Source organism: Desulforamulus reducens MI-1 (genome assembly GCF_000016165.1).
Classification (GTDB): Bacteria; Bacillota; Desulfotomaculia; order Desulfotomaculales; family Desulfotomaculaceae; genus Desulfotomaculum; species Desulfotomaculum reducens.
In genome coordinates, this window is record NC_009253.1 from 2303658 (window position 1) to 2324002 (window position 20345).

The window sequence follows — 20345 nt, forward strand, 5'->3', positions numbered from 1 at the left end:
TTATTCACCCACCCTTTTAGGCACCATTGTTACCATAAAGTTTAAAAACATGATAATAACAAAAAGAACAATACCTGTTGCAAACAATGCCTGGGAATGTTCACCGGCAGCATAGCCCATTTCAATAGCAATATTACCAGTTAGGGTACGAATAGGATCGAGAATGCTTTCGGGTATAGTAGCAACATTACCAACCACCATAATAACCGCCATTGTTTCACCAATGGCCCTACCCATCCCTAGAACCACGCCAGTTAGAATACCTGAACTGGCACTGGGTACAATTACCTTTTTAATCGTCTGCCAATGGGTAGCCCCCAAAGCTAAGGAACCTTCCTTGTATTCCTTGGGGACTGACCGTATGGCATCCTCAGATATATTTACAATGGTGGGGAGAATCATGATGGCAAGCACAACGGAGCCGCCAATAATACTGAACCCTCTACCACCAAAGATTTCTCTAATGAAGGGAACTAAAATTACTAGTCCATAAAAACCATAAACTACCGATGGAATACCTGCCAGCAACTCAATGGCGGGCCGAACAATTCGAGTCATTTGCTTAGGAGCAATTTCAGCTAAAAAAATTGCGCATCCCACGCTTAGAGGAACTCCTATGATTAATGCACCAATGGTAACCATAAAGGAACCTACAATCATTGGAAACAAACCAAACTTACTATCCAGAGGATGCCAGTCTGTCCCCGTGATAAAATGTGCAATTCCATACTTACTCATAACGGGAAATCCATCTGCAAATATAAAATAAGTGATTAGTGCAACCACAAGGACCGCTACCGCAGCGCTTAGGAATAGTGATTTTTCAATAATGGTCTCATGTATTTTCTTCATGCCACTTACCTCACCTAAAAATAGGTACAGAGAGGGTTGCTATCCAACCCTCCCCACCTATTTATTTTTGTTATACTTTAGGTTTAAACTAATTATTTTATTGAGATAAAGTGAGATTCCCCAACAATTTTTTGACCTTCTTCACTCATTACAAAATCAACGTAAGCTTTGGTAACTTCGTTCATTTCACCTTTGGTCAGATACAGGAAGGGGCGGGAGATTTTAAAGGCACCAGCTTTTACATTATCAACAGTAGGTTTAACACCATCTACTTTAACACCTTTAACTTCCTCATTTAAAGAACCCAAGGAGATATAACCAATGGCATTTTCATCACCAGCAACGGTGGTTTTAACGGAACCAGTGGAAGGCTGAGTAATTGCCTTGGAATCCATTTTGGCTTCACCCAAAACGATTTCTTCAAAGGCACCGCGGGTACCAGAACCTTCTTCACGGGTTACTACGTTGATTGCAGCATCCTTACCACCAACCTCTTTCCAGTTTTTAATCTCACCGGAAAAGATTTTGGCAACTTGTTCCATGGTTAAATCAGCTACTTGGTTCTTAGGGTTAACAACAACAGCAATACCATCCAGAGCAATTTTTGTTTCCGTTAATCCCATACCCTTCTCAGATTCCTTTAGGTCACGGGAAGAAGCACCAATTTGAGCAGCGCCTTCGTTAGCAGCCTTAACACCAGCAGAAGATCCACCACCCTGTACGTTAACAGTTACACCGGAGTTTTTAGTCATAAAAGCCTTTGCTAATTCTTCCGAAAGGGGTTGAACAGAAGTGGAACCAGCAATGGTTATGGAACCAGAGAGTCCAGCTCCCTTTTCTCCTTCAGCCTTGGGCGCTTCTTCTTTCTTGCCACAGCCAGCAAAGACAACTGTAGCAGCCAGGATTAAAGTAAGTACCAGCATTAACTTCTTGGTGTTTTTAAACATGATTTTCCTCCTTATTTTTAGTTTATTATGATTAATTTTTAACTCACTATCTAACTTAGTTTTATAGTTTTTATTATTTACCGGGCTGGTTTTTTTATTTCCCCACCTCCCTATTGCATTGTATAAGAATTTTGTTAATAAACAGGTTGTTTACAGTAAACAAATAGTTAAACACTTGTTAAGTTTATATTAAGCTGTACCAATTCAGGCTATTTTATCTTTATCGTTCTCTTCTTCTGAAATATAGGGGGATACTGTAAAAAACGAGGTCTTCTAATATATCATAACTATTGTTTTTTACAGCATTTAGATTTATAGCCAATAATTAGTCATTAAATATAACAAAAGTCTGAAGGATATTCAGTTTTCTTCCACGAATAACGTGAAATTAGTCTAATAGAAACGGATGGTTTTATTATGGTTGCTGACGTTAAGATATTGGATAACATTATTAAAGAAACCATTTCTGTTATTGAAAAAAGCAAGGAACAGATCTACTACATAGCAGAGTCCGCCCACCTGGAGTGGCAAAGGGTGGAAAATGAGATTAAACAAACGAAATATCAACTAGGGAAAATCATTGATGAAGTAAATAAGTTAGAGATAGAAGAACGCCGAGCCAGGGTTCGATTAATGGAGGTAAGCAGGGATTTTGATCGCTATAACGAAGCAGCCATTAAGCAAGCCTATGAACAGGCCCAAGTTACTCAGTTAAGATTGGTGATGCTTCGTGAGGAAGAAAAAACCTTACGTTTTAAACGGGATCATCTTGAAATTTCCCTCAAACGTATGAAGGATACAGCAGACCGTGCTGAGAAATTAGTATCCCAGGTAGGTGTCGCCCTACAATATTTAAGTAAAGATTTATCCGGTGTCAGTGAAAAACTAACGAATTTACATGATATGCAGCAGTTGGGTATTTCAATTATCCGTGCTCAAGAAGAAGAAAGAAAAAGAGTTGCCCGAGAAATCCATGATGGTCCGGCCCAATCCATGGCAAACATTGTAATGCGAGCGGAATTTTGTTTAAAACTACTGGAGATGAACCCTAGCATGGTAGGGAATGAGCTGGTGTCTTTGCAACAGCTTGTCCGCCAGAGTCTACAAGATGTTCGTAAAATCATATTTGACCTGCGTCCTATGGTGCTGGATGACCTTGGACTCATCCCCGCAGTCAAACGTTACTTAGAAGACTACAAGGTTCAAAATAATATAAGTGCAGACTTTGTCTTTATCGGTAAGGAACAACGATTTGATGCATCTATGGAGGTTGCTGTTTTCCGGATTATTCAAGAAGCCTTAATAAATATAAAAAAACACGCAGCAGCCCGCCATGTTTTAATAAAAATGGAGCTAATATCGTCACGCATCAACGTATATATAAAAGATGACGGTTGTGGCTTTGTTGTTGGCCACATAAAACCCAGGGGAGATGGCAGCGGCTACGGGTTGTTGGGCATGAGGGAAAGAATACAACTATTAAAAGGTACCCTATCCATTAACTCAACTCCTGGAAAAGGAACAGAGCTAAACTTTTCTCTACCACTGGATACTTAAAGAACCATCGTTAAGCTGTATATGGAAAATTTCTATTCTGTCCATTGTCCAAGGATAGCCCAGGGAGGATTATCATGAACACATCTATAAAATTATTAATAGCCGACGACCATATTTTAATCAGAGAAGGACTTAGAAAAATCCTATCCATTGAACCTCACATATCAGTAGTGGGTGAGGTAACCAACGGCCAACAAGCTGTGGACTACTGTTTAAAAAATCCTGTGGACATTGTCCTGATGGATATTAACATGCCCATTATGAATGGTATCGAAGCCTGCCGCCAAATAAAAAAACTGAATCCCAATATAGGGATCATTGCCCTTACCATTCATGATCAAGATGAGTATCTTTTTGAACTTATTAAATACGGTATTTCTGGTTACGTGTTAAAGGATATTCATCCAGACCAACTGATCAAAACCATCCTCGGGGTGGCCCAGGGTGAATCCTTTATTCCTCCGTCTCTCACAGCCCGAGTCTTGGCGGAGTTTACCAGACTTTCCTCCGGCGACTATTCTGAAAAAAAACATCTGAACCTAACGGAACGAGAAATTGAGGTACTAAAACAGGTGGCGAAGGGTCAAAGCAACAAGGCCATTGCTAACGCTTTGTATATTAGTGAAAAAACCGTAAAAAATCACCTTACCAATATCTTTCAAAAAATTGGTGTGGCCGATCGTACCCAGGCTGCCCTATATGCCATCAAAGAAAAATTAGTTGATTTATAAAGCAGAATTAAACCCCCTGAGTCAAAAGACCAGAGGGTTTTTCATTTTATCAGGACTATGCACCCAGTGTTCCCAGAGACCATAAGTAACTTTAAAACACAACCACCGTCGGGCAAGCTTTAAGACTATAGAATCATGTCGAAAAGCAGAAGTAATGTTAATCTATACACACAAAAAGATAGCAAAGTAACTCCAGAGGAGAGGTGGTGGCTGGGACTGGATACAATTATCCATTTATGGTCTGAGGAATGTGCCCAGGGAATGGCAGAATACGGCTTGATTTTGGCTATTATTGTCTTATTTCTTCTGCTGCCCTTTACCAATATGGTAAACGCAATCCCTTCAGGCATCCAACCTATATCCGACAAACTCTTGGAGTAAAAAACGAAAGGGGAATAAATATGAAACAAATGCTTATGAATCTACTGAAGGAAGAAAACGGTCAAGGTATGGCTGAATACGGTCTTATTCTGGCGCTTATCGCTGTGGTTTGTGTTGGCGCCCTAACCACTTTAGGCAATGGACTAACCGCCAAGTTCACTGATGTTAATGCTAAGTTAACTCCTGCTGCTACTCCGTAGCCAAGTCAATATAAACAAATAATTACTGTGACCCTACTTAGCATCTAAGTAGGGTCACTTACTAATAAGGGGTTGATGGTTCTTGTTATCGGATATTGCATTAATCACCGTAGTGTTGATTTCCCTTTACACCGACCTGCGTTACCGCAAAATTTACAATGCTGTTTTATTTCCAACCTTTCTGCTGGCCCTTACCTATTGGTTCGTCAGCGGTGGCCTGGGAGGAATTCTTTTCAGTATTAAGGGAGCCACCCTGGGGCTAGCTCTCCTCTTGATTCCCTTTATGCTAGGTGGTATGGGGGCCGGTGACGTAAAGCTTTTGGCTGTCATTGGTGCCTGGCAGGGGCCACAATTTGTTTGGCTTTGTTTCCTCTGTACTGCCATTGTTGGCGGCATTATTGCTGCAGTGCAGCTTAGCAAAAGCGGACGCCTACTGCAAAGTTTAAAATATATTCTCTTTACCTTTTTGCCAGGGGCACCAAAAGCACATGCCTTCGGCACACTGACCACCGCTAAGGCCGGAGAGGCTTTTCCCTATGGTGTAGCCATTGCCTCTGGTACTTTTGCCACCTATCTTTTGAGGTGATGAAATGATTAAGTTACTAAGGAAGTTACGACAAAGTCAAAGGGGTCAAACATTGGTGGAACTGGCTCTCATCCTTCCCATTCTGGTGGTTATGCTGATGGGAACCATAGAATTCGGCCGCATCTTCTTTACCTACTTAACAGTGACCCATGCTTCCCGGGAAGTAGCACGGGCCACAGTCATCCATACCAACAAAGATGATACTTATATCCGTCAGAAGGTAGAAGATGCGGCCTCCTGGTTAACCACCACCGGATTAACCGTCGAGGTAACCCCCTCTTTACCTACCAACCGGACCAGCGGTGTACCGTTAACTGTCACAGTCAGCTATCCGGTAGAATTATATACCCCTGTACTCAGTGATGTTATGAATAACCCTTTTGTAGTACAAGCCCAAACAACCATGCGGATTGAATGAGGTGACAGGGATGAAAAAGAGAATTCTTAGTTTTTTCTCAGACGATCGAGGTCTGGCAGTGGTCCTGGTTTCACTGGCTATGACAGTTCTCATTGGTGCTGCGGCCCTGGTAACCGATGTGGGTCTAGTGACCTTGGTCAAAAACCGGCTCTCTAACGCCGCAGATGCAGCCTCTTTGGCCGGAGCACAGGAGCTGCCGGATAACCCGAACACTGCCCTGAGTATTGCCCACGCCTATGCCTTAAGTAATGGACTGTCCGAGGAGCAGATTGATATCCATCTGGTCACGGACCCCACAGATACCTATTATGATGGTGTAAAGGTAGATACACATCAAACCGTTGATTACATTATGGCCAAAGCCCTTGGCTTTACCTCTGCCAATGTACAGGCTACGGCCACTGCTAAGGTTTTACCCATAACCTCTGCTTCCGGGGCTGTTCCCCTCTTTATCCCGGACACCCAACCGTTAATTTTTGGACAGCACTATGATCTTCGTTCCAAGGACGCCGATTTTGGTCCCGGTAACTTCGGAGCCCTGGATTTTGGTTCCGGCTCAAAGACCTTTGAAGAAACCCTGGCCGAGGGATTTCAGGGCGAAATTAAAGTCAATTACCAAATTAATACCTTAACCGGTGTCATTAAAAATAAAACCATGTGGGGTATCCAAAGTAGAATTAATCAATGTACTCACAATTGCACACCCGACAACTTTCAACCGGACTGCCCCAGGGTGCTGATTATGCCCGTTGTTCATTACGATTCCTTAAATGGTACCAAACCTGTAACCATTGTAGGTTTTGCTGCCTTTTTGGTCGATGCAATTAAAACTGACGGTTCCGGTACCAACAACCCGATCTTAATTTCAGGAACCTTTATCAAAACCCTGACCGAAGGAGCAGGCAGTTTAACGCAAACCGACTATGGTTTACGTACAGCAAAACTTGTTGAGTGACAAGGAGGAAATATCTTGCGTAATAAATTAATCTTTATTTTAGCCATTATATTTGGCTTAGTAGCAGCCTTTGGAGTCTATCAATACCTAGGCCATTTAAAACAATCTTATAGATCTTCGGGCAACTTTAAGCAGGTTGTGGTGCCTACTCAACCCCTGGGGCCGAAAACCCTTATCACAGATAAAATGGTGAAAGTCAAGGATATTCCGGTGGAACTGATTCAACCTGGCACCGCTATAGCTCCCCAGGATGTAGTAGGAAAAATTACCCGCTCGGAACTGTACCCCGAAGAACCTATTATGCTGAACCGTATTTATAAGGATAGCAACACCGACGGCGACTTAGCCCTCCTGATCCCAGAAGGGCAACGGGCATTAACGGTGGCCGTGGACGATGTAAGCGGCGTAGCAGGCCTGCTGCAACCAGGTGACCATGTGGATATAATCGTGACCTTTGATTATGAAGGTGAGCAAACAAGCCTAAGCACACTCTTACTGCAAAACATACAGGTGCTTGCTGTGGGCCAGTCCCTTGATAATACGCCAAAGGCAGAAAAGAAAACCAGTAGCCAAACCGTAACTCTTTCAGTACAGCCAGGTCAAGCCACTCCCCTGACCCTGGCCACTGAAAGAGGCAGCATCCGCTTGATGCTTCGTTCACCCAAGGATGCAGGAACAGCCAATCTGCCTTCCAGCCAAATGAATAATCTAGTCCGTTAACACTAGGAGGTAATATTATGTCAGAAATCCGTGTTCTAGTGGCAGATGATATCGCCACCACCCGAGAGGATGTTAAGCGCTTACTGTACTTTGAAGAAGATATCACCGTGGTGGGGGAAGCTTCCGACGGTGAAGAGGCAGTAACTATGGCCTGCAACCTAAAGCCCGATGTTATTTTAATGGATATTAACATGCCGAAATTAGATGGTATCCAGTCCACCGAGAAAATTGTTAATTCTTGCCCGGAATGTTCCATTATCATTGTTTCCATTCAGGGAGAACAGGAATACCTTAGAAGGGCCATGGCTGCTGGGGCCAGGGAATACCTGGTTAAACCCTTTAGCAGTAATGAACTGGCAGATACCATCCGTAAGGTTTATGAAATAAATACGAAACGTCTGTCCCTGGTAGGGCTACATTCCCAAGCAAGTCCTCGAATCAAAACACCCAAGGGAAGAATCATTACCCTATTTTGTTCCAAGGGTGGGGTTGGTAAAACCACTTTGGCCGCCAACCTAACCATTGCCCTGGCCCAGACCACCAAGAAAAAGGTAATCCTATTGGACCTGGATCTCCATGGTGGTGATGTTGGCGTCATGCTCAATGTAAGTGCCCGGGGAACCATCGCTGAATTAGCCCAGGAAAGTGACCCCTACGATATGTCCCTGGTGGATAGTTATCTGGTTCCCCACCTCTCGGGCGCTAAGATACTGCCTGCCCCTACCAGTCCAGAGCAGGCTGAGTTAATTACTCTGGAACGGGTGGAAGAACTTTTAAATCTGCTACAGGAAAACTTTGATTATATTGTCATTGACACCTCCCCGGTGTTTAATGACATAAATCTGGCTTCTCTGGATGCAGCACATCAAATCCTGGTATTGCTAACCCAAGATCTGCCCTGTGTTAAACACGTTAAAACAAATATCGATATCCTTTCCACCTTGGGTCACAGTGATAAAATCCGCTTGGTGGTAAACTGTGCCGGTGTGGATGGTGGTATTAAAGTATCCGATTTGGAGAAATCCCTTAACCATAGCGCCTATGCCACGATTCCCTTGGAAGAAAAAGTCGTTCGAAGCGCTATCAATAAGGGGCTGCCCTTTGTCATGACCCAAGCCAACAGTAAAGTAACCGAAGCCATTTTGGATCTGGCTACCAAACTGTCAGGCAGTAACGGAAAAACAGAAAAGGCAGAGGAAACTGCCACCCCGCTGGAACCTAAACGCTCCATCATCGGTCGCCTATTCAGCTTCTAGGAGTGATCTAAATGTCTTTGTTACAAAGATTGGAAAAGCAAAAATCACTTCAACCTGACCATACTCAGCAGGTTGAAATAGCCTTGGCACGTAGGGACCGTCGCCTTCAGGGCAAAGCCCCATTGCAGGAACTGACCCTTACCCTACATAAAAAAGTAATTGATAAACTGAAAGACATCCCGGAGGATGTTAAAGATCACCCGGAGACCCTGGCCAAAAAAATCGAGACTCTGGTAAATGATTTATTAGACGAGGGTGAAGAAAATGTTGCCAGGCCCCAGCGGCAAATGATCGTTGCAGAGATTATCGATGAAACCATTGGCTTCGGACCCATTACCACCCTGCTTAACGATCCCAGCATCTCCGAGGTCATGGTAAACGGCCCAGACCAAATCTACGTAGAACGGGATGGCAAACTGATCCTTACAGGGGTCAATTTCCGCGATAATGCCCATGTGCTACACATTATTGATAAAATTGTCGCTCCCATCGGGCGAAGAATTGATGAGAGTATGCCCATGGTGGATGCCCGCTTACCGGACGGTTCCCGTGTGAATGCCATTATTCCTCCGTTGGCACTGAACGGACCCACCATTACCATTCGTAAGTTTTCCAAGGATCCCTATACGGTTGATGATTTAATTAATTTTGGTACCCTAACACCTCAAATGGCCCAGTTTGTTGAGGCCTGCGTAAAAGCACGCTTAAACATTGTGGTTTCCGGCGGTACCGGCAGTGGTAAAACCACAACCTTAAACGTCCTTTCCTCCTTTATCCCTCCGGATGAAAGGATTGTGACCATCGAAGACGCAGCGGAACTGCAGCTACGACAGGAACATGTCATTACCCTGGAAAGCCGCCCCCCAAACATTGAAGGCAAAGGAGCTATCACCATCCGTGATTTGGTACGCAATAGTCTGCGAATGAGACCGGAACGAATCGTGGTTGGCGAAGTCCGCAGCGGTGAAGCCTTGGATATGTTGCAAGCCATGAACACCGGTCACGACGGCTCACTGACCACGGGGCACGCCAACACCCCTCGGGATATGCTGTCTCGACTGGAAACAATGGTGTTGATGGCGGGTATGGACCTGCCGATTCGGGCTATTCGGGAACAAATATCTTCAGCCATTGACCTGATCATTCAACAGAGCCGCCTGAAGGACGGTTCCCGTAAGATAACCCATATTACTGAGGTCCAGGGCATGGAAGGTGAAGTGATTATCCTCCAGGATCTGTTTGTCTTTCACCAGACTGGCCTGGATGAAAACGGAAAAGTTAAAGGTACCTTTCATAGTACCGGTATTCGTCCCAAATTTACTAGCCAGTTAGAGACCATTGGTATCAAATTGCCCCCGGGTCTCTTCAGTCCGTCTCTCTTTTAAATTTCATTATCCCAGGAGGTACCAGCATGACACTTGAGCAGATTGCCCTGACAATCTTTATTTCCGGAAGCCTGCTGGTTCTGGGCATTCACCGGATTCGTTCCAAAGATAGCCTGGAAATCAGTCATCGCATGAATAAAATTACAGCAAAAACCTTTCGCCAGCGTCTGGCTCAAAGCGACAGTGAGGAAACCCCAAAGGAAGGTTGGCGGGGACTCCTTAACCCTTTTTCAAAAATTTTTGCCAAACAAAGTTTTAGTAAACGTATGGAAATTGAGTTAACAAAAGCAGATATTCCCTTAAGGGGGGAAGAATTTATTGTTCTGCTCCTCTTGACCGGTTTTGGGTGCTCCCTTTTCTTTACGTTACTGACCCTGAACCTGGCCTTTGGGGTTGTAGCTGGCTTATTGGGCTTAATCGTTCCCTTCTTGTTTATTCGCATAAAACGTCAAAAGAGGCTGGCAAAATTCAACTCCCAGATTAGCGATGCCCTGGTAATTATGTCTAACTCCCTCCGGTCAGGCTTTAGCTTTCTGCAAGCAATGGATATGGTTCGCAAGGAACTGCCCAACCCTATTTCCAAAGAATTCGGACGCACCTTTCAAGAAATGAATCTTGGTACCCAAGCTGAAGAAGCTTTAGAGAATATGGCCCAGCGAGTGAAAAGCGATGATCTGGATTTATTAATCACAGCCGTCCTCATCCAACGTCAGGTGGGTGGTAATCTAGCCGAAGTTATGGATAACATTGCCGATACCATTCGTGAGCGGGTAAGAGTCAAAGGCCAAATTCGGACCCTAACCGCCCAGGGACGTATTTCCGGATTCGTCATCGGCCTTTTACCCTTTGGCCTAACAACGGTCATGATAACCATTAGCCCCAGCTACATTCTGACCCTTTTTAACAGCCAGCTTGGACTGCTCATGATGGGAATGGCCATTATTTCGGAAGTCATCGGTGTTATGTTCATTAAAAAGATTGTTAATATCGAGGTGTAATGGATGGAGAATCTACTTCAACTCATTGTAGGCATGATTTTCTTTGCCGTGACCTTTGCCACCCTGGTTCTTTACCGCCTTGTCTTCGGGGAGCGTATACAAGTGGCCCAACGGATGGATCAGGTGGTTGGCTCCCCGGCACCAATCCCTGTCCGGGAACTGGAACTCAGCGTGCCCCTTTACCAAAGGGCCATCCACCCGGCTCTTTCCACAATGGCTAGATGGTTAACCAGATTCATACCCTCTGCCCGGGAAAAAGAACTTCAGAAGAAAATCATTTATGCCGGTAACCCCGGCCACCTGGATGCCAAGGAATGGGTGGTAGTTAAGTACCTGGGAGCCGTGGGGCTGGGCTTCTTCTTCTGGTCCTGGGCTGGCATGGCCGGTAAGGCTCTGCCCCAGTGCCTTTTACTAGGAGCTACCGGTGTTCCCCTGGGTTGGCTTTTGCCTGATTTATATTTAAACTCTAGAATTCGGAACCGAAAAACCCAAGTGGAAAAGTCCCTCCCCGATGCCCTTGATTTGTTAACAGTCAGCGTGGAAGCAGGTTTAGGCTTTGATGGTGCCCTAATGAAGGTGGCAGAAAAAACTAAAGGTATAATGGCAGATGAATTTATCCTCATGCTGCAGGAATGCCACATGGGGAAACCTCGCCGTGAAGCCCTGCGGGATATGGCCACCAGATTAGACGTAGACGATTTATCCAGCTTCTGTGGTTCCATTATCCTGGCAGATACCTTAGGCATCAGCATCGGAAACGTTTTACGCACACAATCCCAGCAAATGCGTCAGAAACGTCGCCAAAAAACAGAGGAATTAGCCATGAAGGCTCCCATTAAGATGTTATTCCCCATGGTGTTTTTTATTTTTCCTGCAATCTTTGTTATCCTGCTGGGCCCGGCGGCTCTCCAGATTATGAAGGCCTTTGCAAACTAAGGAGTGTACCAACATGCAGTTGATTAACCAAAGCACAGGCAGGCTAGTGGCCAGCCAGGTAGGGCTGGCAAAAACCTTCTGGCAACGCCTAAAGGGATTGCTGGGAAAGAAGGAATTACCGCCTGGGCATGGCCTTGCCATCACCCCATGTTATTCTATTCATACATGCTTTATGAGGTTTCCTATCGATGTGGTTTTCTTAAATAAGCACGGCAAGGTTCTTCACCTAATTGAACATATGACCCCCTGGCATTTCAGCCCCATCATTTGGAATGCAGTTACCGTTATTGAACTACCATTTGGTAGTTTGCAAAGCTCTTTGCTTAAACCTGGAGATGTCCTTATTTTTCAAAAGTAATCCTTTGGAGGTGTACATCTATGTTTCACAAGAAAAAGTCTTTTCAAAGAAAAAAAGTAGGGCGATTTTCCCTAGGCTTTAAATTAAGTTTAAGCATTACTTTATTAGTTATGTTGCTGATGATTTGTATTGGCATAAATTCCTATCTGCGTAACCGTACTATCCTACTGCAGGAAGCCCAAAGCAGAGGTTGGATGACCGCCAGAACCACCAGTGCCTTTGCTGCGGATTACCTACGGGGCTATAATCCAAACTTGCAAAGCAACATCATCGACCACCTGGAGCGTGATCCCTTTATTAAACGGGTAGCGATTTTGGATATCAACGGTGTTGTTCTAAAATCCTCCGACGAAAGCATGGTTCAAAAGAAAATGACTGGCCAAGAAGTACAAGAAGCCCTGATCCAAAAAAAAGATACCCTAAAATACATATCTGATATAAAGGGACACCCTCTCACCATGGAGTTTATATCCCCCGTTGCTGCTCGCAACGAGGCACCCCTTGGTTATTTCTGGATTGAAGCAGATTTAACTTACATCAGTGCTCACCTTATTAACACGGCTCGAAACCAAATCATCACTTCTTTACTGGCTATTTTAGCTGGTCTTATTCTTAGCCGGCTGATTATTATTCGCGTCATACAACGACCCATCAAAGAGTTGGTGCAAGCCACCGATCGCGTTTCCACCGGGGATTTCTCCGGCAGGGTCCATGTTTATAACCAGGATGAGCTTGGCAAACTGGCCAATGCCTTTAATACCATGACTGACCACCTGGGAGTTTTGTTTCAATCCATTCGTACAGCAGTTAACGATATTAATCATACAACCATGCTGATCATTAACCGTTCTGAACAATCGGACCTAGCCACTCGTAAGTTGACAGATTCCTTAAACCAACTTCAACAAACCGCTGCACAGTTACCCAATGCAGCTCAAAATGATATACCCCTGGAATGTTCTAACAAACTCCATGAATCAACGGAGACCACCCTGCGGCAGCAAGAACACTTAAAAGAAATCCGTAGTGCTTCTAGAAAATTAATTCGTTATGTGGATCGGTTAGACAGTATTTCTTTACAGTTTAAATTTAACGAAAAATAGATTAGGGTGTGCTTACACCCCAATCTATTTTTTTAGGCTTGAAATCCTGTCAATCCCCCGCCTAATTTTCTTTGGGACAGGAAATAACTCCTGCTTGTCGAATAAAACCAATTACTAATAATTGTTAAGGAGTGATAATTTTGACAGAAGCTATTTTCCGCCAGCAGCGTAATGGTTTATATGCCGTTAACATCGTGATACCTGGAGGTATCCTGACCCCTGAACAATTTATGGGCTTGGCTGAGGTAGCCCGGGATACCGGAGTGTGGCGAATTAAGTGTGGTATCCGCCAGTCTTTAATTGTAGTCTTGGATCAGGATAAAATCCCCACCCTCCTAGAGAAAATTCATGCCCTTGGTCTACAAATAGCGCCCTTTGGTAATAAAATCCGTAGCGTTAAGGCTTGTCCTGGTGGTGCCGAGCTTTGCCCCAGATCCCTTGGACCCGCCCTGGAACTGGGCATGGAACTACAGGAACGCTATTTGGGTCAGGATGTTCCCAAGGATTTTAAAATTTCTACCGCCGGTTGCCCCAGGGGTTGTACCGAACCCTATTGTGCTGATCTAGGGCTCATTGCCAGAGGTGGCGATAAGTTTGATGTTGTAATTGGCGGCAGAGGGGCCACTAGCAAACCTATGCACGGTGTAAAGATCGCTTCGGATGTGAACAAGAACAAAGTTTTTGCTGTGGTGGATTTTGTCCTGGCAACCTACCGAGCTCATGCTGAACCCCATGAAAGATTGTGCAAAACCATGGCACGCTTGGGAACAACATTGTTCACTCCCCAACTTGAGCTTTATCAGGCTGAAGAACAAGCCCAGGACGAATTTGCCGCTTTTCTGATGGAATAAGAGGAGGTAAAACCATGTCTGATTCGAAAGCCCTTGATATAAATTTTAATAAACTCTCCAACTATCTTTCTGAATTCTGCCGGGACTGTGATCTGCAAGCTTCCGGACAGTGCAAGGAAGCAACTTGCTTAATTGGTTTTTCCAAAAAGGTCGTTCGTTTTGCACAACAAAAAGGAGTTTTTGATATTCCCGGTGCCAGCAACCTAATCCCGAAAAATGATTTCAAGCCTTACTATCAGGAGCAAATCTCCAAAACCATTGCCGAAAGCTGTAAACAATGTAAGGAATGCCGGGATAACCATTCCCAGGACTGTGTGGTTTCCCTTGTGCGGACTGCTCTGGAAAGTGCTGTCCTGCAGGAACAGATTGATTATCCCGGCAGTGTATTCATGTATCTGGCTAAAGTAAAACAGCAAAGCGAGGAACTCTCCTCCCAAATAGCTAACCACCTTCGTAAGTAGCCATGTCAAAGGCCCGGATTTTTCCGGGCCTTCTTTTTAGAACATTAAGAAACGTTTTTTTAGAACATGATAGAGTGCTAGGTAGCCTACCCCTACCACTCCAAGGAAAACAAAGGCAATGACATGATACAAATCGATACGGTTCTCTAGTGCATCAATCTTTTGGTCTCTCACCCCGATTTCTCTCTGAATGTCTTCCTTTTCTCTGGCCACAATCTCTTTTTGACTCTTTACCAGGAGTTTCTCTTCCTGAATACGACTCATTTCCTCCTGCAATTGTGTATTAGCACTGCTTAGATCCTTAACCCTTTCATTTAACAAATATTCGTTAGACTGTCCATCCAATTCATTTAAGCTATTCCACAACACTAAGCCATTGGTTTTATCCAATTTAACCCCGTTTAAATACCCAATGGTAGGTGCCACATCACAAATGCTGACCGGAGGGATAGTAGTGCCACTCTTGAAGGGTAAACCCTTCATAATTAGAGGTGGTGCACCTAAAGTTCCTGTGAGAATAATCATGCAGCTGTCGTAGAGATCTTCGTCATGCAACTTCTTTAAAAGACGTCCAACCTGAGCATCCATTTTGGTGATTGCCATTTTATATTCGTTGCTATTAACCCCAGATTTTTTATATATATCACGAAGTTCAGGAAGTAAAATAATATTCATGTAGGATTGTTCTTTGGTCCATTCATTTAATAAATTATTTATTACCAGCTCATCTTTCTTATCGAATGGTCCATTACAAGTATGTCCACCCTTTGCGGCTAAATGTTTTAGTTCTCCTTCGGCACCATAGAAACATGTCTTGATTTTCTTTTGCTGCATTAATGTCTGGATAGACATACCATCCAACTTATCTCCTGTTTGTATAAATTTGTGGTTATCCGGCAGCATACCTGTCAGAATAGACGCCACCGAGGCCTGTGTTGTATCGGGAAAAACTGAGATAACCTTGGAGGCCCTCACCCCTGCAGTTGCCAGTCCATTTATATTGGGGGCTGAGGTCCTTTGCAAGGTTTCGTCTTGCAGCCCGTCAATAACAATCATAAATATCTTACTGGTTACTTTAGGTTCTTTCCCTGTTTTCTCCTTATTGGTTGCTTCTTCAGCCCTTGCCTGCAATGAAAAGGCAAAACAAACCAGCAGTGACAAAATGGATATGGATATGGATATGGATATTCTTTTTCGAACCATTCGCTGGAACCCCCTCTGGGCGGCATATTTTATACAAATATATATCGAAGATTTGTCCATCTTATGACCATTATTTTCCTTTATTTATTGACAAATTTATTCTTTTTCCATATTTTAGCGTATATTCATCTCAAATATGACAATACTATTAACACTCCGCTTTGGTGAGTTCTATCTCTCCCGTCCAGCAATACGCTGGACTTTTTTCTTTGAAAATTAAAATTTACTCTTGCCAATGTGTTATTTTTTTGCTAAAATAGCTTTTGTCAGTGGTCGCATCGGGGTGTAGCGCAGCTTGGTAGCGCACCTGCCTTGGGAGCAGGGGGTCGCACGTTCGAATCGTGTCACCCCGACCAGATCTAGTAAAATCAAGGACTTAGAGGTTTTTAATCTCTAAGTCCTTTCTCTTTTTACCCCTTATCCATCACAATTTTAAAATTTAACTTCCTTATGTAATAAGGGATAAAGGAAACGGTAATCTATTTTTACACTCTGCTATGAAGTTAAGGTGTCAAAATTTAATTTCAAGGGAGTGTTTTAAATGACCAATGAACAAATGGTAAAAATGTTTTTAATCTACCAAGAAAGTAGAAACCTTTCCCCTCGTACTCTTGAATGGTACAAATACATTACCGCTAAATTCATCAATTATTGCAACGACAATGATATTCAAATTGATTCCCTTAAAACACCCGAAGCCCGTCAATGGGTAAACTGGCTTCAAAAAGGTTCAGAAACTCAGTATAAGGGGAATTCCATTAACTGTCATATAAGAGCCATCAAAACCATGTTCAACTATTTTATGGAAGATGAATATATCGACAAAAATCCATTTCATAAAGTCAGTAAAATTAAGGTTGATAATACTATCATCCATACTTTTGAGCCAGATGAAATTAAGAAAATGCTTGCTCAACTAAACAAAAATACATTTTATGATCTGCGAGACAATCTCATGCTCAGGATAATGTACGATTGTGGATTGCGTGTCAGTGAGATAATCAATCTAAAAATCACCGACATAGACACAGATAAAAATATGTTTAAGGTATTCGGCAAAGGCCACAAGGAAAGAATGGTTCCTTTTGGACGCTCTGTTAAACGAGAATTGGTAAAATATTTACCTAAACGAAATAAGGCAGTTCCACATGATTTAGATGAAGGATATTTACTTTGTACAAATCAAGGGACACCCCTACACAAGCGTAATATTCTGCGAAAAATTAGAATTGTTGGTCAAGGTGCAGGGATTGAAGGTAAACGTCTTAGCCCCCACACCTACCGCCATTCCTTTGCAAAACAATATTTAATGGCAGGTGGAGATTTATTTTCACTCCAAACTATCATGGGACATAGTTCGCTCAATTCTACCAGACGTTATATTACCTTACTCACCGAAGATATTCAAAAGCAACACCGTCAATTCAGCCCCTTAGACAATCTTTAGGGGGTGCTGAATATGAAATTAAAACAAATTTACGGTTATGGTAAAACAATCCTCTGCCATCAGCCCACCATTGGCGACTGGTATAACAACATAGAATGTTCTATCTCTAAGCGGAATATTATTGTTACTACAGAAATAAATAAATCTGACTATCAATCAATAGTATCTCCTGGAGAGTTTTGTTCTGATTGTCCTTGTAACAAAGGGGCAGTAAATCTCTTCTGGGAAATGAAATAATCCAAAGGAGTAGGAATTTTTGCCTACTCCTTTTTTATGTCTTAGAACAAAGATTTTACTTGAATTTGCTTACTCGCCTTAATGGTATTATCACTATTCAAAGTACAAACTAATTCTAAATATTTATTAACATAAGATGATGTACTAGTTGCTTTAATACTTACAGAATTACCTGTTTGGCTCTGGATTGTAGCATAAATATTAGTAGTGCCATCTGGGTTAGGACTTTTAATTGTCCATGTTCCGCTCTGATCTGCCACCTCAACCCCATTATCATAGAATGTAGCGGTATATGATTGTGTCTGATTGAGTTTAATAGTAGCACCACCTGTAATTACAATAGAATAATTATGACTTATAGGTACTTCTTGGACAATGACTTGTAATGCATCATTAATTTCTGGCCTGTCTGCCATTTGTGCGGTAATCGTTACTGTTCCAATGGAAATACCTGTAATTAATCCACTGCTATTTACAGTAGCAATATTATTATCACTTGAAGTAAATATAATATTAGGATTATCAACTATAACTCCATTATCTGTTAATGTATATTTTAATTGTAAATTATCTCCAATATTTAAAGTTGCTGATTCATTGGTTATAGTCAATACATAATTATGATTAACTTTAACATTAATAGAAATAGTATCTTTAACATCTGGTTTACCTGTCATTTGAGCAGTGATTATTGCTTTACCTTCGGCAATACCAGTAATTAAACCATTATTATTAATATTACATATATTAGCGTCGCTGGAAACATATGTAATAGAAGGACTATCAACTGCAACTCCATTATCAGTTAATTTTACAGATAATTGCAAAGTATCATCTTTTAATATATTTGCTGATTCTCCCTCGTTGATTGTTAATTTATAAATGTGTTCATATTGCCAACGGTTTGCAATTTCATTTTCTTTATCATCACTACTACCAAACGAATCTTTTTCTAAATGCAAAATGACAAGGCCATTTTTTGTTTTGTCAATTCCTATTACCTTCCACGCTGAATCCATCTTAATAATTCTCTGATTTAAGATAATATTTTTTGTGTCGGAATTATCTTGAATTGTCATAAGTATTTTCCCAACTGGCAGTGTCATATATTGCCCTGTTTCAATGTCAAAAACTTTAGATTCAACAATGGCAGGAAATGTTTTAATATTGCCAGCAAAATTAAATTTAATATCAAAATTGCAAGCCCTCATAACCCCTTTATATTTTTCATAGCGTTTACCATTAACCTCCGAAACAATAAGCCAGTATAAACCGTTATATTCTATTCTGTCCCCTTGTGACAGTTCAGTTAGCGTAGATATATATTTATCGTCATAATCAGATTTAACTTTTAAATTGCTTATCAATGCCCTTGTTGCTATGCCATTAATTAAAATATCCCTGCCAGCATCAGCAAGGATAAAGTTAAAATCATTTTCATTAGGTGAAAACAGATTCAATTATATTCCCCCTTTCCTAAGCGTTAAATTTGACGCACCTAACTACTAAACATATAGAAGAAACTGGCTCCATCCTCATAAACCTTTTCGTCATTGGGAATCTCTCTAATTTTACGCTCTAGTTGGTCAATACGAGATTGTAAATTCTCATGGAATTGGGAAACTGTAATATCATCCTGTTTGTATGACTTCATAAGTTGTGGCTGATTAGCAATTGATTCAAGAATTGCTAGGGCAGTTTTAAGGATATTTCTCTTGTTGGTATTACTGGTAGGATTATATTCAATATTTGATTCTAAATTTTGTTCTTGTAAATATATGGATAATTCATCTATAGTTAAATCAATTCCTTTTATTTCAAGGTTTAAGCGTTCTATATTGGTCATGGTTGATTATCAACTCCTTATTTAATTCCTCAATAATAGTGTCCATTTGGTCTTTGGTGGTTAGTGGCTCCAGTATCTCATATTTACTATCATCCCAAAGACAATTATTTCTAGTAATATGCCATTGGTTGGTTTCATGGTTGAGATGGAATTTTGTTTCTTTTTTATTTGTTAGGTTTTTTAGGTTAATATATATAAATGGATATAAACCATAGCCAGCCATTACTTTCTCTATGATGTATTTATGTTTAATGTCGGGATATAAGCAATTGAATGTATCTACAAAATCCTGGTATCTCTCTAGGAATTGTGTGTTTTGTTGTTCTGCTCTTAGTTTTGCTTCTTGTATTTTTTGTTCTTGTTCTTGTTTTCTTTCTTCGGCAGTTTTTGGTATATTTGTATAGAATGGTTTTCTAAAGTATGAATTGAGCATCTTAATTTCCTCCAGTCGAAAATTTTCCGAACGTGTAAAATTAGGTATGCTTAAAGCACCTCAAAAAGTTTTAGGGTATCGGCTATATATCAATCTAATGTAATTTTACTGATACCCAACAAACCCTTATATATCAATAGATAGAAGGGATACCCTTATAAAACGCCATTAACCCCTTATAATACAAGGCGTAGAAGCAATTTTAATAGCAAATTTCCTTCATTAAAAGTGGCCTAGATTCATTTATATTTGAATTTAGATATAATTACCTTACTCCGATTTATCAAAGCCATACAGGGCAAAATAAATGGACATTTTCAGAGCGAAATTATTTCCGTCTAAATAATCCTCCGTCATTGTGGAGAAGCATAAAAAAAGCGAATTAAGTTGTCAATCAGCACATTAGAAACTGCTAAACCCTTGAAATATAAGGGTTTATTCTATTTTATATCCTTTAAAATTGACAACTTAATACTAGATTAAG

The 20345-nt window shown here is 41.7% G+C and carries 24 protein-coding genes and 1 tRNA gene; 19 read left to right on the forward strand and 6 right to left on the reverse strand.

All coding sequences use genetic code 11. The features are described 5' to 3' along the window. Together pstC and DRED_RS11205 are read right to left on the reverse strand one after the other, a co-directional pair. Window positions 1-852 (reverse strand): phosphate ABC transporter permease subunit PstC, encoded by an 852-nt coding sequence (gene pstC / locus DRED_RS11200; RefSeq protein WP_011878428.1) that lies wholly within the window; start codon window positions 850-852, stop codon window positions 1-3. A 92-nt stretch (window positions 853-944) separates the two neighbouring features. Then, a complete protein-coding gene (locus DRED_RS11205; protein ID WP_011878429.1) occupies window positions 945-1799 on the reverse strand; it encodes a phosphate ABC transporter substrate-binding protein in 855 nt (284 codons plus the stop codon). Between the two features lie 417 nt (window positions 1800-2216). Here DRED_RS11205 and DRED_RS11210 point away from each other — a divergent pair, with 417 nt between their 5' ends. The 16 genes from DRED_RS11210 (at window position 2217) to DRED_RS11285 (ending at window position 14695) form a co-directional block, all read left to right on the forward strand. Further along, window positions 2217-3356, forward strand: coding sequence for a sensor histidine kinase (locus DRED_RS11210; protein ID WP_011878430.1), 1140 nt, complete (start codon window positions 2217-2219; stop codon window positions 3354-3356). Window positions 3357-3430: 74 nt separating this feature from the next. Further along, on the forward strand, window positions 3431-4087 hold the full coding sequence (locus tag DRED_RS11215; RefSeq protein WP_011878431.1) for a response regulator: 657 nt from the start codon (window positions 3431-3433) through the stop codon (window positions 4085-4087). Between the two features lie 135 nt (window positions 4088-4222). Beyond that, a complete protein-coding gene (locus DRED_RS11220; protein WP_011878432.1) occupies window positions 4223-4468 on the forward strand; it encodes a Flp family type IVb pilin in 246 nt (81 codons plus the stop codon). A 20-nt stretch (window positions 4469-4488) separates the two neighbouring features. Continuing rightward, window positions 4489-4668, forward strand: coding sequence for a Flp family type IVb pilin (locus tag DRED_RS11225; protein WP_011878433.1), 180 nt, complete (start codon window positions 4489-4491; stop codon window positions 4666-4668). 82 nt (window positions 4669-4750) lie between these two features. Next, a complete protein-coding gene (locus tag DRED_RS11230) occupies window positions 4751-5254 on the forward strand; it encodes an A24 family peptidase (protein WP_011878434.1) in 504 nt (167 codons plus the stop codon). A gap of 4 nt (window positions 5255-5258) precedes the next feature. Next, a complete protein-coding gene (locus DRED_RS11235) occupies window positions 5259-5672 on the forward strand; it encodes a TadE/TadG family type IV pilus assembly protein (RefSeq protein WP_011878435.1) in 414 nt (137 codons plus the stop codon). Window positions 5673-5682: 10 nt separating this feature from the next. Next, window positions 5683-6627 carry a pilus assembly protein TadG-related protein gene (locus DRED_RS11240; RefSeq protein ID WP_011878436.1) on the forward strand — a complete coding sequence of 315 codons (945 nt, stop codon included), beginning with the start codon at window positions 5683-5685 and terminating at the stop codon, window positions 6625-6627. A gap of 15 nt (window positions 6628-6642) precedes the next feature. Beyond that, window positions 6643-7347, forward strand: a complete 705-nt coding sequence (gene cpaB / locus DRED_RS11245; RefSeq protein WP_011878437.1) for a Flp pilus assembly protein CpaB — start codon at window positions 6643-6645, stop codon at window positions 7345-7347. Between the two features lie 17 nt (window positions 7348-7364). Beyond that, window positions 7365-8603, forward strand: a complete 1239-nt coding sequence (locus DRED_RS11250; RefSeq protein WP_011878438.1) for a CpaE/TadZ family protein — start codon at window positions 7365-7367, stop codon at window positions 8601-8603. A gap of 11 nt (window positions 8604-8614) precedes the next feature. Then, window positions 8615-9988: a TadA family conjugal transfer-associated ATPase gene (locus DRED_RS11255; protein WP_011878439.1), complete on the forward strand. Its 1374-nt coding sequence runs from the start codon at window positions 8615-8617 to the stop codon at window positions 9986-9988. A gap of 26 nt (window positions 9989-10014) precedes the next feature. After that, complete coding sequence (locus tag DRED_RS11260) at window positions 10015-10986, forward strand: type II secretion system F family protein (protein WP_011878440.1); 972 nt, start codon at window positions 10015-10017, stop codon at window positions 10984-10986. 3 nt (window positions 10987-10989) lie between these two features. Continuing rightward, on the forward strand, window positions 10990-11922 hold the full coding sequence (locus DRED_RS11265) for a type II secretion system F family protein (RefSeq protein ID WP_011878441.1): 933 nt from the start codon (window positions 10990-10992) through the stop codon (window positions 11920-11922). Window positions 11923-11935: 13 nt separating this feature from the next. Continuing rightward, the gene (locus DRED_RS11270) at window positions 11936-12280 is read left to right on the forward strand and encodes a DUF192 domain-containing protein (protein WP_011878442.1); all 345 of its coding nucleotides are present in this window, start codon (window positions 11936-11938) and stop codon (window positions 12278-12280) included. Window positions 12281-12300: 20 nt separating this feature from the next. Continuing rightward, the gene (locus tag DRED_RS11275; protein WP_011878443.1) at window positions 12301-13383 is read left to right on the forward strand and encodes a methyl-accepting chemotaxis protein; all 1083 of its coding nucleotides are present in this window, start codon (window positions 12301-12303) and stop codon (window positions 13381-13383) included. A gap of 140 nt (window positions 13384-13523) precedes the next feature. Then, on the forward strand, window positions 13524-14234 hold the full coding sequence (locus tag DRED_RS11280; protein WP_011878444.1) for an NAD(P)/FAD-dependent oxidoreductase: 711 nt from the start codon (window positions 13524-13526) through the stop codon (window positions 14232-14234). A gap of 14 nt (window positions 14235-14248) precedes the next feature. Next, window positions 14249-14695 (forward strand): hypothetical protein, encoded by a 447-nt coding sequence (locus DRED_RS11285; protein ID WP_011878445.1) that lies wholly within the window; start codon window positions 14249-14251, stop codon window positions 14693-14695. 36 nt (window positions 14696-14731) lie between these two features. Here DRED_RS11285 and DRED_RS11290 read toward each other — a convergent pair whose 3' ends face one another. Continuing rightward, complete coding sequence (locus DRED_RS11290) at window positions 14732-15898, reverse strand: alkaline phosphatase family protein (protein WP_011878446.1); 1167 nt, start codon at window positions 15896-15898, stop codon at window positions 14732-14734. 279 nt (window positions 15899-16177) lie between these two features. On the opposite strand from DRED_RS11290, the gene DRED_RS11295 reads away from it, so the two are divergent. The 3 genes from DRED_RS11295 (at window position 16178) to DRED_RS11305 (ending at window position 17582) form a co-directional block, all read left to right on the forward strand. Further along, window positions 16178-16254, forward strand: a tRNA-Pro gene (locus DRED_RS11295). 185 nt (window positions 16255-16439) lie between these two features. After that, entirely contained in the window at window positions 16440-17345 is a 906-nt protein-coding gene (locus tag DRED_RS11300) for a tyrosine-type recombinase/integrase (protein WP_011878447.1), read from the forward strand. A 12-nt stretch (window positions 17346-17357) separates the two neighbouring features. Continuing rightward, window positions 17358-17582, forward strand: a complete 225-nt coding sequence (locus tag DRED_RS11305; protein WP_041274382.1) for a hypothetical protein — start codon at window positions 17358-17360, stop codon at window positions 17580-17582. Between the two features lie 41 nt (window positions 17583-17623). Here the strand turns inward: DRED_RS11305 and DRED_RS11310 are convergent, their stop codons facing one another. Genes DRED_RS11310 through DRED_RS11320 form a run of 3 tightly spaced genes read right to left on the reverse strand, consistent with a single transcriptional unit; the run spans window position 17624 to window position 19861 of the window. Then, on the reverse strand, window positions 17624-19042 hold the full coding sequence (locus DRED_RS11310) for an Ig-like domain-containing protein (protein WP_011878448.1): 1419 nt from the start codon (window positions 19040-19042) through the stop codon (window positions 17624-17626). Window positions 19043-19080: 38 nt separating this feature from the next. Beyond that, on the reverse strand, window positions 19081-19428 hold the full coding sequence (locus tag DRED_RS11315) for a hypothetical protein (RefSeq protein ID WP_011876758.1): 348 nt from the start codon (window positions 19426-19428) through the stop codon (window positions 19081-19083). Continuing rightward, window positions 19400-19861: a hypothetical protein gene (locus DRED_RS11320; protein WP_011876759.1), complete on the reverse strand. Its 462-nt coding sequence runs from the start codon at window positions 19859-19861 to the stop codon at window positions 19400-19402. Before DRED_RS11320 ends, DRED_RS11315 begins: the two co-directional genes overlap by 29 nt. Window positions 19862-20345 lie beyond the last annotated feature (484 nt).